8 protein-coding genes and 1 pseudogene are annotated in these 14,591 nt (G+C 69.4%); 3 read left to right on the forward strand and 6 right to left on the reverse strand.

The window, feature by feature from the left end; genetic code table 11:
- Positions 1 to 95 precede the first annotated feature (95 nt).
- Together ACLB1G_RS01605 and ACLB1G_RS01610 are read right to left on the reverse strand one after the other, a co-directional pair.
- On the reverse strand, positions 96 to 728 hold the full coding sequence (locus ACLB1G_RS01605; RefSeq protein ID WP_491625427.1) for a response regulator transcription factor: 633 nt from the start codon (positions 726 to 728) through the stop codon (positions 96 to 98).
- Complete coding sequence (locus ACLB1G_RS01610) at positions 725 to 2,167, reverse strand: sensor histidine kinase (RefSeq protein WP_491625428.1); 1,443 nt, start codon at positions 2,165 to 2,167, stop codon at positions 725 to 727. The genes ACLB1G_RS01605 and ACLB1G_RS01610 overlap by 4 nt, the downstream gene beginning before the upstream one ends.
- 160 nt (positions 2,168 to 2,327) lie before the next feature.
- Here ACLB1G_RS01610 and ACLB1G_RS01615 point away from each other — a divergent pair, with 160 nt between their 5' ends.
- From ACLB1G_RS01615 to ACLB1G_RS01625, 3 genes and pseudogenes are all read left to right on the forward strand, one after another.
- A complete protein-coding gene (locus ACLB1G_RS01615; protein WP_491625429.1) occupies positions 2,328 to 3,809 on the forward strand; it encodes an aminotransferase-like domain-containing protein in 1,482 nt (493 codons plus the stop codon).
- Between the two features lie 116 nt (positions 3,810 to 3,925).
- Positions 3,926 to 5,281, forward strand: a pseudogene (locus tag ACLB1G_RS01620) (methyl-accepting chemotaxis protein); the annotation flags it as partial.
- A 374-nt stretch (positions 5,282 to 5,655) separates the two neighbouring features.
- A complete protein-coding gene (locus ACLB1G_RS01625; protein ID WP_491625430.1) occupies positions 5,656 to 6,909 on the forward strand; it encodes an EAL domain-containing response regulator in 1,254 nt (417 codons plus the stop codon).
- Between the two features lie 9 nt (positions 6,910 to 6,918).
- Here ACLB1G_RS01625 and ACLB1G_RS01630 read toward each other — a convergent pair whose 3' ends face one another.
- From ACLB1G_RS01630 to ACLB1G_RS01645, 4 genes are read right to left on the reverse strand one after another with little or no spacing between them, the layout of a single operon-like run.
- The gene (locus tag ACLB1G_RS01630; protein ID WP_491625431.1) at positions 6,919 to 7,896 is read right to left on the reverse strand and encodes a cytochrome d ubiquinol oxidase subunit II; all 978 of its coding nucleotides are present in this window, start codon (positions 7,894 to 7,896) and stop codon (positions 6,919 to 6,921) included.
- On the reverse strand, positions 7,893 to 9,293 hold the full coding sequence (locus ACLB1G_RS01635; protein ID WP_491625432.1) for a cytochrome ubiquinol oxidase subunit I: 1,401 nt from the start codon (positions 9,291 to 9,293) through the stop codon (positions 7,893 to 7,895). Before ACLB1G_RS01635 ends, ACLB1G_RS01630 begins: the two co-directional genes overlap by 4 nt.
- 1 nt (position 9,294) lies before the next feature.
- Entirely contained in the window at positions 9,295 to 11,646 is a 2,352-nt protein-coding gene (locus ACLB1G_RS01640) for an FdhF/YdeP family oxidoreductase (RefSeq protein WP_491625433.1), read from the reverse strand.
- 13 nt (positions 11,647 to 11,659) lie between these two features.
- Entirely contained in the window at positions 11,660 to 14,419 is a 2,760-nt protein-coding gene (locus ACLB1G_RS01645) for a bifunctional diguanylate cyclase/phosphodiesterase (RefSeq protein ID WP_491625434.1), read from the reverse strand.
- Positions 14,420 to 14,591 lie beyond the last annotated feature (172 nt).

Below are 14,591 nucleotides of genomic sequence, written 5' to 3' on the forward strand. Positions count from 1 at the left end.
GTTCGCGGCCGTCCAGCGCATGGGAGTACGATACAGGCCGCCGGGCGGCGGCGAAATCATACAAGGGTATAAGACTATCAACCCGCAGGTGTACGTCAGTCCTTGCCCGGCACCACGCCCAGGGCTTCGGCCATGCGCACCAGGTCGGCGAAGGTGCGCGCCTGCATCTTGCGCATGGCGTTGCCTCGGTGGATCTTGACCGTGATTTCGCTGGTGCCCAGCTGGCCGGCAATCTGCTTGTTCATCAAGCCGCTGGCCGCCAGCGCCATGATCTCGCGCTCGCGCGGCGTCAGGCTCTGGTAGCAGGCCTGCAGGCCAAGGCGCGACTGGTCGCGGCGGCGCCGCTCGCGGTCCGCCTCCAGGGCCGCGTTGACGGCGTCCAGCAGGTCCTGGTCGCGGAAGGGCTTGGCCAGGAAGTCCAGCGCCCCGGCCTTCATGGCGCGCACCGACATCGGGATGTCGCCATGCCCGGTCATGAAGATGATGGGCAGGGCCACGCCCTCGCGATTGAGCTCGGCCTGGAATTCCAGCCCGCTGATACCCTGCAGCCGGACGTCCAGCAGCAGGCAGCTGGCCACCTCGGCGCGCGCGTGGGCCAGGAATTGCGGCACCGAGCCGAAGTCGCGCACCTCCAGCCCCACGGAGCGCAGCAGGCTGGAAATGGCGGCGCGCAGCGGCGCGTCGTCGTCGACGATATAGACCAGTGCGGTGTCGGGGAGTTCGTTCATGCGTGTTCGGTATCCAGGACAGGGAGGGAAAACAGCAGCGTGGCGCCGGCCGCCGGTGCGCCGGCCGCCCATATACGGCCGCCGTGGGTCTCGATGATGGAGCGGCAGATCGGCAGGCCCATGCCCATGCCCTCTTCCTTGGTGCTGAAGAAGGCGTCGAACAGGCGCGGCATGTGCTCGGCCGGGATGCCGGGACCGGAATCGCTGACGCTGCACTGCACCCCGCCCTCGGCGTCGCGCTGGGTCTGCAGCACCAGCACCGCCTGCCCGGGGGCGCAGGACTGCATGGCCTGGATCGCGTTCATCAGCAAATTGATCAGCACCTGCTGCAGCTGCACGCGGTCGCCCAGCACCGGCGGCAGCTGCGGCGCCAGCTCCAGCATCAGCGCCACCTGGTGGCTGGCCAGCTCGCGCCGCACCAGTTCCACCGATTCCTGCGCCACCATGTTCAAGTCCAGCGGCAAGTGGCGCGGATCGCTGCGGCGCGCCAGGGCGCGGATGCGCTGTATCACCTCGGTGGCGCGCACGCTGGCCTCCAGCAGACGGTCGACGCAGGCGCGCGCCTCGTCCAGGTTGGGCTGGGGACGGTTCAGCCAGCGCAGCGCGGCTTCGCCATTGGTGGCGATGGCGGCCAGCGGCTGGTTGACCTCGTGCGCGATGGAGGCGGCCAGTTCGCCCAGCATGGTGACGCGGGTAACGTGGGCCAGCTGTACCTGCGAGCGGTGCAGGGCCTGCTCCGCCTGCACCGAACGGGTGACGTCGATCACGGCGCCCAGGTATTCGCACTGGCCGGCCTTGTCGTAGGCCGGATGGGCCAGCACGTGGACGTATCTCAGTTCGCCGTCCGGCAGCAGCAGGCGGTGGCGCAGTTCCAGCGGCCCCTCGCAGCGGCGACCCTGCTCCATGGCGTCGAGCACCAGCTGGCGGTCTTCCGGCGCCGTGTGGCGCAGCACCAGGTCCATGCCGGCCGGCTGGCCCGGGGCATAGCCGAAGATGCGGGCCGCCTCGTCCGACCAGTACATGGTGCCGTCGCTGTGGCGCAGGCTGAAGCTGCCGGTCTTGGCGATGCGCTGGGCGCCGGCCAGGAAGCCCTCGCTGCGGCGCAGCGCCTCCTCGCGCGCGCGCAGCTCGTTGGTGGCGTCCTGGCTTTTCAGGGCCAGGAAGGCGGTGCTGGCGACGGCCGCCACGCTGACCAGCATGCGCGCGAAGGCCGGACCGGAAAACTGGCCGTGCGCCAGGATGTAGGCCAGCAGCGTCAGTCCCAGGCACAAGCCGGTGGTCAGCAGCACGCCGCGCCGCTCCCAGATGTGTGCCGACAGCAGCACCACCACCACGTACATGACGGCGATGGCCACGTCCAGCGGCGTCAAGGCGTCGATAACGAAGATCAGCAGCGTCAGACCGGCCAGCAGACCGGAAAACAAGGGACTGCCCTTCATGCGCACCATGCGTGTCCTTTCAGGAGGTATTCAGGAGTGATTGGAATCGTTGTCAACGCATTATAAATCGATAACAATCGGAAAGAATGCTAAACCCAGGTATAGTATCGGCCGCGCCGATTCCGGGCTAAGCTGGGGCATCCAAGCTCCGGAGCCTACCGTGAAAATGTATCAGGCCCTTGCGGCCGACATCGCCGGACAGATCGCGCAGGGGGTGATCCTCGAAGGCGAGCGCATCCCCTCGGTGCGCCAGACCAGCCAGCACCACAACCTCAGCATCTCGACCGTGATCCGCGCCTTCCTGCTGCTGGAAAGCCAGGGACTGATAGAAAGCCGCCCGCAGTCCGGCTACTTCGTGCGGCGCCGTCCGGCCGGGGCGGCGCGCGCGCGCCTGAGCGTGGTGCCGCCGCCCGATCCGGTGGCCGTGGCGCGCGCGCAAGAGCTGGACACCAGCGCCCTGGCCCTGACCAACCTGCGCTCCATCGACCAGGGCAGCGTGCCGCTCGGTTCGCCCTACCCCGATCCCGGCGCCTTTCCCGAGGCGCGCCTGAACCAGTACGCCGCCGCCATCGCCCGCCGCAACAGCGGCAGCGCGCTGCTGGCCGACCTCCCACCCGGCAACCCGGAGCTGATACGCCAGATCGCCCGCCGCCACCTGGCGAACGGGCTGGCGGTCGACCCGTCCGAGATCATCATCACGGCCGGCGCCACCGAGGCCATCAACCTGTGCCTGCAGGCGGTGGCGCGGCCGGGCGACGCCATCGCCGTTGAGACGCCCACCTACCACGCCCTGCTGCACACGATAGCGCGCATGGGCATGCGCGTGGTGGAGCTGGACACCGATCCGGTCCAGGGCGTGCGCCTGGAATCGCTGCAGCGCGCCATCACGCGCGAGCGGGTGGCGGCCTGCGTCGTGATGCCGAACTTCCAGAATCCGCTGGGCTTGCAGATGGGCGAGCAGCGCAAGCGCGAGCTGGTCGCGCTGCTGTCGCGCCACGACGTGCCGGTGATCGAAAACGACGTCTACCACGAACTGTATTACGGCGACGCGCATCCGGGATCACTCAAGGCCTACGACGAGCGCGGGCTGGTGCTGCACTGCAATTCCTTCTCCAAGAGCCTGAGCAAGGCCTGCCGCATCGGCTGGACCCTCCCCGGCCGCTACCGGGCCGAAGTGGAAAAACTCAAGTTTTTTAACACCCTGACCACGCCGACCCTGCCGCAACTGGCCATAGCCGAATACCTGGGCCAGGACGGATACGATTATCACCTGCGCAGGTTGCGCAAGGCCTATGCCCAGCAGGCCAGCATCATGACTGCCGCCGTGACGCGCTTCTTCCCGCCGGGGACCACGGTCAGCCGGCCGGCGGGCGGCTACCTGCTGTGGGTCGGCCTGCCGGGCCGCATCTGCGCGCTGGAGCTGTATGCGCGGGCACAGGAGCGCGGCATCAGTATCGGGGCCGGCAACATGTTCGCCACCGGCGACGCCTTCCAGCATCACATCCGCCTCAATTACAGCTATCCGTGGGGACCGGGCCTCGAGGCCGCCGTGCGCACCCTGGGGCTGCTGGCCGGCGAGCTGGCCGAGCCCCGGCAGCGCGCCCGCGCCAACTGTGCTCCCCGCCGCGCACACAAACTGTAGCCCATCGGGCGCGGCCTCCAGTCCTATCCTGAGGCCTGACGCCGCGCACTCCCGCCCGGCCGCAACGCAGCCAACCGGAACGGACACCCATGAAAACCTCCCGCATCAAGGTCGCCAACCTGCTGATGACAGGCTACGGCCTGGTCTGCACCTTCCTGGTCGCCGCCATCGCGCTCGCACTCAGCGAACAGGCCAAACTGAACGCCGCCACCGCCAGCATGGCGGACGAGCGCTGGCCCAAGATCGAACTGGCCACCGACGTGCGCCTGCGCGTGACCGATATCGCGGTCGCGCTGCGCAATATCCTGCTGACCAGCGATCCGGCCGTGCGCCGGCGGCAGCTGGACAACATGCGCAGCGCGCGAGAGGCGGCCGCCGCCAGCATCGCCGAACTGGACAGGCGCGTGGTCACGCCGAATGGACGCGCGGCCCTGCAGCACGTCAGCACGGCGTTCCAGGACTATGCGGCCGGCCAGCGCGAGCTGGTCGCGCTGGTGGAGGCGGGCCGCGAGACCGAGGCGCGCGACTTCCTGAACACCCATGTCAAACCCATGCTGCAAGCTTGCCGCGACGCCCTGGCCACGCAGATCGGCAACGAGGTGGAACTGATGAACGGCGCCCGCACCGAGGCGGCGCGCGCCTATGACGCCACCCGCCTCAAGATGGCGGCGCTGGGCGCGGTAGCGCTGCTGGTCTCGGGCGCGGCGGTGGCCGCCATCATAATGCGGCTGCGGCGTGACCTGGGCGGTGAACCGGAACAGGCGGCGCGCATCGCGGCCCGCATCGCCGGCGGCGACCTGGCCGGCGCCGTGCCGCTGCGCCCGGGCGACCGCGCCAGCATGCTGTATGAGATGGAACACATGCGCGCCAGCCTGGGACAGCTGGTGGCCCAGGTGCGCGCCGACACCGACCAGATCGCAGCCGCCTCGACCCAGATCGCCAGCGGCAACCTGGACTTGTCGCAGCGCACCGAGCGGCAGGCCGCCAGCCTGCAGGAGACGGCGGCCGCCATGGAACAGCTGACCGTGGCAGTGCAGCAAAACGCCGGCCATGCCGAGCAGGCCAACCGGCTGGCGCAACAGGCATCCGTGGCGGCCGGACACGGCGGCCACGCCATGGCGGCGGTCAGCGAGCGCATGGACGCCATACTCGCGGCCGCCGCCCAGATGGCCGACATCACCAGCCTGATCGACGGCATCGCCTTCCAGACCAACCTCCTGGCGCTGAACGCCTCGGTGGAGGCGGCGCGCGCGGGCGCGGCCGGTAGCGGCTTTGCCGTGGTTGCTGCCGAGGTGCGGCAACTGGCCGCGCGCACGGCCGACGCGGCAGGCCGCATCGCGGGACTGATAGCCGGCGCCGCGCGCGAGACCGAAGCCGGCGCGCGCAAGGTGGCGGCGGCGGAAACGGCCATGCGCGACATCGTGGCCCGGGTGGCCAGCGTGGACACCATCATGGGCCAGATCCGCGACGCTAGCGCGGGGCAGCTGGCCGGGATACGCTCCTGCAGCGGGGCCATCGCCCGCATGGAGCAGGGCACCCAGCAAAACGCCGCGCTGGTGGAACAGGTGGCGGCGGCGGCCCAGTCCCTGCAGGACCAGGCCGGCCAGCTCACGCGCGCGGTGGCACGCTTCCGTATCGACGAGCACCCCCATGGCGGCGCCGCCCACACGGCGGCGGCGGGCGCAGCTGCCCCCGGCACGCGGGCCTGGACACGCGGCGCCGGCGCTGGGCGGGACTGGACCAGAAACGCGTCCAACGGCCGGCTTGGCGGTGGCGCGCCAGCAGGCGCGGCTGCATCCCGGGCCGATGGCGCGGTGGTACTGGCCTTGAACCGGGGGCGCGGCGCGTGAACGCTCATCTCTTGCCTGCAGCGCCGCGCATCGTCGTCATCGACCCCGATCCCGCCGCCCGCGAGCGCGCCTACGCCGCCTGCCGCGCCCTGGGGTGGCAGATCAACGGCTGGGCCGGGTGCGGCGCCGCCGCGCTGGAGCTGATCGAGGCGCTGCCGTCGCCGCCGGACCTGGTCCTGGCCGAACTGCGCCTGCCGGACATGGATGGCGCCGACCTGGTGCCGGCCCTGTCCATGCTGGAGCGGGATTTCGCCCTGGCGCTGTGCGCCTCGGCCGACGCCCGTATCCTGGACGCCGCCCTGGCGCTGGCCCGCACGCTGGGGCTGCGCGCCTGCACCACCGTCGCCAAGCCTGTCAGTCCTGGCGCGCTGGCGGCGGCCCTGCCCTGCATCGCGCCACCACGGGAGTCCGGCACTGGCGCCGTCCAGGCGGCGCCCGCGCTCACCGCCTCCGCACCGGAAGCGGCCGAGCAATTACAGGCGCTGGAACAGCGCCAGTTCGAGCTGCATTACCAGCCCAAGATATCGCTGCGGGATGGCTCCCTGCGCGGCGCCGAGGCCCTGCTGCGCTGGCGTCATCCGCGCCACGGACTGCTGGCGCCCACCGCCTTCCTGCCCGAGACCGAGGAGGCCGGCCTGTCCGGCATGCTGACGCTGGAAGTGCTGCGCATCGCCCTGGACCAGTGGCGCTGCTGGCGCGAGGCCGGATGGGAACTGCCGCTGTCGCTCAACCTGTCCGCGCTGTCGCTGAGCGACCCGCACCTGGCGGTCCAGCTGATCGCGGCCACGGAGCAGGCCGGCGCGCCGCCGTCCGCCATCACCTTCGAAATCACCGAACAGAGCGACATCGCCGACCTGGCGGCCGCGCTGCGCTTTGTCCTGAAACTGCGGCTGCGCGGCTTCGGCCTGTCGCTGGACGACTATGGCGCCGGCTTCGCCTCGCTGCTGCAGCTGTCGCGCATGCCGTTCACCGAACTCAAACTGGACCGCAGCCTGGTGCACGGCGCCGCCGCCCGCCCCCACCTGCGCCCCCTGCTGCGCCACGCCATCCTGGCGGCCCACAAGCTCGGTGTGGAAACGGTGGCCGAAGGCGTGGAGCAGCCGGGCGACCTGGCCTTGCTGCGCAGCCTGGGCTGCCGGCTGGCCCAGGGCTACCTGGTGTCCCGCCCCATGCCAGCCTCGCAGCTGCCGGCATGGGGCGCCGCCCTGGCCGGCCGCCAGCGCGGCCAGGCGGCTCAGCGGATTTGCTAGCGTTCGCACTCAGTGCTGCAGCCGCACCCGGCCGCGGAAAACGTAGTACTGGTACAAGTTATAGCCCACCATCACCGGAAAGAACAGCCCTATCCCGCACAACATGAAGGCCAGCGTGGCGGTGTCCGAAGCCGCCTCGGTGATGGCCAGCCGGCCCGGCACCAGGTCCGGGAACAGGCTCACCGCCAGGCCGGCGAAGGAGAACACGAACAGGGCCACGGCGCCCCGGAACGGCGCGCGCTGCGCGCCCGTGTACAGGCCGTGCATCACGCACAGCACGGCGCTGGCCGACAAGGCCCCGAGCACGGCCAGCAGCGGCAGCACGCCGGGCTGGCGCCAGCGCTCATGGCCGACCTCCGGCAACAGGAAGGTGGCGGCGGTCAGCCAGAAGGCGCAGGCCACGGTGGCGGCCAGGCTGTAGCGCGCATGGACGCGCGCGCAGCTCCCGGCGGCGCCGCCCGCTTTCTTGATCATGTAGGTCGCGCCCAGCAGCGCGTAGCCGGACACCACGCCCAGCGCCGCGATGGCGATGAAACCCATGCTGGCGGCGCCCGGCTGCAGCCCCGTGATGACGCTGCCCAGCACCACGCCCTGCGACACGGCGGCCCCCAGGCTGCCGATGCCGAAGGCCAGGTCCCAGCCGCGCTTGTTGCTGGCCGCGTGGCGGAATTCGATGGCGGCGCCGCGCAGTATCAGGCTGGCGATGAGGGCCATCACCGGCACGTACAGCGCGTGCATCAGCAGCGCATAGGCCGCGGGGAAGGCGCCGAACATGGCCCCGCCCAGCACCACCAGCCAGGTCTCGTTGGCGTCCCATACATGGCCGATGGCGGCAAAGATCTGGTCGCGCTCGCGCTGGTCGCGGGTGGCCAGGCTGAGCAGGCCGGCGCCCAGGTCGAAGCCGTCCGTGATCACATAGAACACCAGCATCAGTCCCATCAGGCCGAACCACATATGGGCCAGCAAACCGTGCGTCATGCCGTTCATAGCACCTCCTGCTGCATCATGGTGAGCTGGGTACGCTCCAGGATGGTGACCGGGATGATGCTCAGGTCCGGACCCTGGCGCAGCCACTTGAGGGCGAACACCGCGAAGGTGGCCAGCAGCACCACGTAGAAGGCGCAAAACATCGCGATACTGCCGGCCACGTCGGCGGCAGGCACCGGCGACGCCGCCTCGCTGGTGCGCAGCAGGCCGTACACCACCCAGGGCTGGCGCCCCACTTCGCGCACTATCCACCCCGCTTCCACCGCGATATAGGGCAGCGGGATGCAGCACATCCAGGCCAGCAGCAGCTTGCGCTGCGCCAGCACCTCGGCCAGCCGGCCGCCGGTGCGGTACATGGTCCATGCGGTCCAGGTGGCCAGCGCGACCAGGATGAAGCCTATGCCCGCCATGATGCGGAAGGCGTAGTACAGCAGCGGCAGCGCGGGCGGCTGGTCGGCGCGCGCAATATCGTGCAGGCCGGTGACGGTGCCGTGCAGGCTGTGGGTACCCAGGACGCTGAGCATGTTGGGCACTTCGATGGACCAATCGTTGCGCTGCCGCTCCTGGTCCGGCCAGGCCAGTAGCGACCAGGAGGCGCCGGTGCCGGGCGCGTTGGTGTCCCAATGGCCCTCGATGGCCGCGCCCTTGGCCGGCTGGCGCTCGAACACGTCCACGCCACTGGCGTCGCCCAGCAGCATCTGCAGCGGCGCCACCACCAGCAGCGCGCCCAGGGCGAACTTGAAGGACGGCAGGAAGAACTCCGTGTTATGCCGGCGCAGCAGGTAGCAGGCCGAGACGCCGCCCACCACGAACAGGCCGGTCTCCATGGCGCCCACCCACATGTGGGCCACGCCCAGCGCCATGTCGGGATTGAAGATGGCGGCCACGTAATCGGTCACCACCACCTTGCCGGCCACCACCTTGATGCCGGCCGGGGTCTGCATCCAGGAGTTGGCCACCATGATCCAGAACGCCGAGATGGAGGAGCCCAGCGCCACCATGGCGGTGGCGAACAGGTGCACGCCGCGCGGCACCCGGTCCCAGCCGAACATCATCACGCCGATGAAACCCGCCTCCAGCATGAAGGCCATGGCGCCTTCGAAGCCGAGGATGTTGCCGATGAACTGCCCCGTGAACTCGGAGAACGAGGACCAGTTGGTCCCGAACTGGAATTCCATCGGGATGCCGCTGACCACGCCGACGGCGAAATTGAGCACCAGCAGCCGGCTCCAGAAGCGCGCCTGGCGATAGTACAGCACTTCGCCCGTATGCATCCACCATGCCTCCATGGCCAGCACGAAGGCCGACAGGCTGATGGTCAGGATGGGCCACAAAATATGAAAGACCGCAGTCAGGCCGAACTGCAGGCGGGACAGGTCCAGGGTATCAGGCGTCATATCACTTTCCTCCGTTGGCGGGAATGTCGCCCGGATGCAGCAGCACCGGGATGGATTTGGAAGTCGGGGTGCCTGCGCCGTCGGCGACGCTGGCCAGCGGCACCAGGGGATTGGTCTCGGGATAGTAGGCGGCCACGCAGCCGCGCGGAATGTCGTACTCCACCAGCATGAAGCCGTCGGCGCGGCGCTGCACGCCGTCGTCCCACACGCTGGTGACGTCCACCCAGTCCCCGGCGCGCATGCCCAGCATCGCCAGGTCGGCCGCATGGATGAAGATCACGCGGCGCATACCGAACACGCCCCGGTAGCGGTCGTCCAGGCCGTAGATGGTGGTGTTGTACTGGTCGTGTGAACGGGTGGTCATCATCACCAGCAGCCGCTCGCCGTGGAGGGCGCGGGCGCGGCGGATCGGGCTGTCCAGCTGCACCGCATGCAGCGTGAATTCGGCCTTGCCGCTGGCCGTGCGCCACTCGCGTTCGCGCGGCGCCACCTTGAGGTGGAAGCCGCCCGGCACGCCGACGCGGGCGTTGTAGTCGTAAAAGTCGTCGAACACCTTCTCGATATCGTCGCGTATCATGGCGTAGTTGTCGCGGTAGGCCTGCCAGGCCAGGCCGTGGCGGCCCTGGCCGGCGCCGCCGCCCAGCGTGGCCTGCGCCATGTGCGACACGATCGCCACCTCCGACAGCAAGTGGGCGGATGCCGGCTGGTTGCGGCCATACGAGATGTGCACCATGCTCATCGAATCCTCCACCGTCACGCCCTGCGGCACGCCCTGGCGCAGATCGATCTCGGTGCGGCCCAGCGTAGGCAGTATCAACGCCTGGCGGCCATGCACCAGGTGGCTGCGATTGAGCTTGGTGGCGACGTGCACGGTCAGCTCGCAGGCGCGCAGGGCGCGCAAGGTCAGCGGCGTGTCCGGCGTGGCGACGGCGAAATTGCCGCCCAGGCCGATGAACACCTTGACCTTGCCGGCCGCCATGGCGGCGATGGTGGCCACCACGTCATGGCCGTGGCGGCGCGGCGGCTCGAAGCCGAACACCTGCTTCAGACGGTCCAGGAAGGCCGGCGCGGGCTGTTCCTCTATGCCCATGGTGCGGTCGCCCTGCACGTTGGAGTGGCCGCGCACCGGGCACAGCCCGGCCCCGCGCTTACCGATGTTGCCGCGCATGAGCATCAGGTTGACCAGCATCTGGATCGCGGCCACCGAGTTCTTGTGCTGGGTCAGGCCCATGCCCCAGGTGGCGATCACGCGCTGGCCGCGCGCGTAGATCGCGGCCAGCTGGTCCATCTGTTCGCGCGGTACGCCGCTTTCCTCCAGCAGCAGCTCCCAGCGCTCGGCCCGCAGGTCGCGCGCGAATTCGCCGTAGCCCACCGTATGGCTGGCGATGAATTCCTGGTCCACCAGGCGCGGGCAGCCTTCCAGCACGGCTTCGTCGTCCAGTTCCAGCAGGCGCTTGGCGACACCCTTGATGAGCGCGAAGTCTCCCCCCAGCCTGGGCTGGATGAACACCGAGACTATGGGCGTGCTGCCGTTGGTGAGCATCTCGGCCGGGTCCTGGGGATTGGTGAAACGCTGCAGGCCGCGCTCCTTGAGCGGGTTGATGCCGACGATGGTGGCGCCGCGCAGCGCGCACTCGCGCAGCTCGCCCAGCATGCGCGGATGGTTGGTGGCCGGGTTCTGGCCGAACAGCAGCAGCGTGTCCGCATGCTCGAAGTCGTCCAGCGTGACCGTGCCCTTGCCTGCACCGACCACGGGCGGCAGGCCCCGGCTGGTCGCCTCATGGCACATGTTGGAGCAGTCCGGGAAGTTGTTGGTGCCGTAGGCGCGGGCGAACAGCTGGTACAGGAAAGCCGCCTCATTGCTGGCGCGGCCCGAGGTATAGAACGCGGCCTGGTCGGGGTCCGGCAGCCGGTTCAGCTCGCGGCCGACCATGGCGAAGGCCTCTTCCCAGGGCACCGGCAGGTAGCGGTCGGTCGGCGCGTCGTAGCGCATGGGGTGGGTCAGGCGGCCGTGCTGCTCCAGTTCGTAATCGGACTGGAGCAGCAGCTCGGCCACCGTATGGCGCGCGAACAGCTCCGGCGTGGCGCGCTTGCTGGTCGCCTCCGCCGCCACCGCCTTGGCGCCGTTCTCGCAGAACTCGAAAGTGGACGTGTGCACGCGGTCCGGCCAGGCGCAGCCCGGGCAGTCGAAACCGTCCGGCTGGTTCTGGGCGAACAGCGTCTTGTAGTTGATGCCGCTGACACGCTCCCTGATCAGGTTCAGGGCCACGTACTTGAGCGCCCCCCAGCCGGCGGCGGCGTGGGTGTAGGGTGCGATGCGGCCGGCTGGCGCGCGGGTGTCTTTCTTTTCCATGTGGTGCCTTCCCCTAAAGTGGCAAGTCGAGTATCAATCCGTCGCCGCTGTGCTCAGCGGCGACGGCGGCGGGCGGCGCCAGCAGCGCCACGCCCGGCGCCAGCAGATCCTGGGCCGGCACGGCGCGCCCGAACAGGTAGCCCTGCAGGGCGGTGCAGCCGATCTGGCGCAGGCTGTCCCACTGCTCGCAGCTTTCCACGCCCTCCGCCACCACGCTCAGGCCCATGCTGTGCGCCAGCGAGACGATGCTGCGCACGATGGTGGAAGCGTGCGGCGTGACCAGCATGTCCTGCACGAAGGAGCGGTCTATCTTGAGCTGGTCGATGGGCAGCCGCTTGAGGTAGCTGAGCGAGGAATAGCCGGTGCCGAAGTCGTCCAGCGAGAAGCCGACCCCGCGCGCCTTGAGCTGGGCCATCTTGGCAATGATGTCCTCGACGTCGGCCAGCAGCATGCTCTCGGTGAGCTCCAGCTTGAGCAGGTGTGGGTTGGCGCCGCTGCGCTCGACGATCTGCAGCACATGCTCGGCGAACGCGGGATGGCGGAACTGGCGCGCGCTGACGTTGACGGCCACGGTCAGGGCGCGCGTGTGCGGCGCCTGGGCCCAGCGCACCAGCTGCTGGCAGGCGGTTTCTATCACCCATACACCGATCTCGATGATCAACCCGCTCTTTTCCGCCTGCGGGATGAATTCGCCGGGCAGCACCAGTCCCCGGCGCGGATGCTGCCAGCGCAGCAGCGCCTCGGCGCCCAGGGTGCGGCCGTGGGCGTCGACCACCGGCTGGTAGTGCAGCACCAGTTCGCGCCGCACCAGGGCGTAGCGCAGGTCGGCTTCCAGGGTGGCGGTGGCGTCCAGCGCGGCCTGCATCACGGGATCGAAGAAGCGGAAGGTGGCGCGCCCGGCCGCCTTGGCCTCGTACATCGCCATGTCGGCCTGGCGCAGCAGGTCGTTGATGGTGTGGCTGCCGCCCCCGAACAACACCACGCCTATGCTGGGCGTGCTGCGCAGTTCATGGCCGTCCAGCGGATAGCACAGGCTGAGCGCGGCCACCACCTTCTGCGCCACCACCTCGGCATGGGAGGCCGCCAGCTGGGCCGAGCCGCCCAGGTCTTCCAGCAGGATCACGAATTCGTCGCCGCCCAGGCGCGCCACGGTGTCGCTGTCACGGGTGACCTGCTGCAGGCGGAAGGCCACCATTTCCAGCAGGCGGTCGCCCATGTCGTGGCCCATGGTGTCGTTCAGGGCCTTGAAGTTGTCCAGGTCCACGAACAGCACGGCGCCATGGCAGCCGCCGCGCTCGCACTTGGCGATGGCGTGGCCCAGGCGGTCCAGCAGCAGGCGGCGGTTGGGCAGGTTGGTCAGCCCGTCGTAGAAGGCCAGGTGGGCGATTTCCGCCTCGGCCAGCTTGCGCGCGCTGATGTCCATGCGCGTACCCACCATGCGCACCGCCTTGCCGGCGGCATCGCGCTCGATCACCTTGCCCCGGCTTTGCAGCCAGACCCAATGGCCGTTGCGGTGACGCATGCGGTATTCCGCTTCATAGGAATGGGTGCTGTCGTTCAGGTGCAGCGCCAGGGCCGCATCGATGTGTTCCAAGTCGTCCGGGTGCGCCATGCGGCGCCAGTCGCCCGGCTGCTCGGGCAGTTCGCCGGGGGCGTAGCCCAGCATGGCTGCGGCGCGCGCGTCCACCTTGCGGATATCGGTGGGCAGATGCCATTCCCACAGTCCCAGGTTGGCGCCGTTCAGCGCCAGTTCGACCCGCTCGGCGGCGGCCGCGCGCTCGGCCTCCTGCTCCAGCGCCAGCCCTTCCAGCGCCATGCGGCGGCGCTGCGCCAGCCACAGCCCGATGGCGCCCACGGCGCCGGTCAGGGCCCAGGCCATCCCGGCCACCACGGCCAGGCCGTGCCAGCCGGCCTCGATGCGGGCCTGGCTGCGGCTCAGGCTCACCACCAGGGTCTTGTCCAGGCCCAGTTCGCCCATTTGCATGGTGCGCTGGACCACCAGGCGCTGCTCGCCGTTGCGGTCCGCCCCGGCCAGCACGGTCAGCATCAGGCCGCTCTGCTGGTGACGGCGGAAGAACGGTTCGCTGGAGGCGTCGGCCCGCATGGCGCCGGGATCGGCGGGCACGTACAGGATGCGGCGTCCGCCGTTCTCGGTGATGGAGCTGTTCATGTCGTTGGCGTACATGGCCGAGCGCATCACGGCGTCGAAGTATTCCGGGTTGAGGATGGCGCTGACGGCGCCGTCATTGTGGCCGGCCGCATCCAGGATCGCCAGCGACAGCTTGATGTTGAACACGCCTGGCGTGTTCTCGTAGGGCTGCGACAGGTACAGGGTGTCGGCGGCGCGCATGCGGCTCACGTTGCTGGTGTAGGCGCGGTCGTCCAGGCGGGCGTCGCGCAGGTCGTCGTCCGACTTCTGGATGCGCCCCTCGCGGTCCACCACCACCAGCGCCCGCACGCCCGGCATGGCGCGCTTGAGCGACTGCAGCAGCACCTGGCGGCAGCTGCCGTTGCAGCCGCTGCTGGCGTTGAAGCCGGCGCGGGCGCTGTCGAGCGCATTGCGCACCCCTTCCAGCTGGTGGCGCAGGTTCTCGTCGATGATCAGGGTCTGCATGCGCATGCGCTCGATGTCCGAGGCGAACAGCATGCGGCGCTCGCTCCAGATGAAGTACACGGCCATCAATCCGCTCATCAGCAGCACCAGCGCAAGCACCAGCCATTCGGCGGTGGCGCGGCGCGGCCTGGGCAAGCGGGCTAGCAGTTCGACTGGCATATCTCCCCCGGTATCGTGGTATGGGCCGCTGCTGGCGGCGATACAGCCCAATATAAACAGCGGCGCGGGCCAGGAAAATCAGACCTAGGTATGGCCACTCATACCTAGGTTTAATACTCCTCCATGAAACGGCCCCGGCCTATCCATAGGTATATCTAGACGCTGCCTGGCG

The organism is Duganella kummerowiae (assembly GCF_053572355.1).

Excerpts from the sequence above, each read along its gene's own strand:
- ACLB1G_RS01610 (WP_491625428.1), bottom strand. The coding sequence starts at position 2,167 with ATGAAGGGCAGTCCCTTGTTTTCCGGTCTGCTGGCCGGTCTGACGCTG.
- ACLB1G_RS01640 (WP_491625433.1), bottom strand. The coding sequence starts at position 11,646 with ATGGAAAAGAAAGACACCCGCGCGCCAGCCGGCCGCATCGCACCCTAC.
- ACLB1G_RS01605 (WP_491625427.1), bottom strand. The coding sequence starts at position 728 with ATGAACGAACTCCCCGACACCGCACTGGTCTATATCGTCGACGACGAC.
- ACLB1G_RS01645 (WP_491625434.1), bottom strand. The coding sequence starts at position 14,419 with ATGCCAGTCGAACTGCTAGCCCGCTTGCCCAGGCCGCGCCGCGCCACC.
- ACLB1G_RS01635 (WP_491625432.1), bottom strand. The coding sequence starts at position 9,293 with ATGACGCCTGATACCCTGGACCTGTCCCGCCTGCAGTTCGGCCTGACT.
- ACLB1G_RS01630 (WP_491625431.1), bottom strand. The coding sequence starts at position 7,896 with ATGAACGGCATGACGCACGGTTTGCTGGCCCATATGTGGTTCGGCCTG.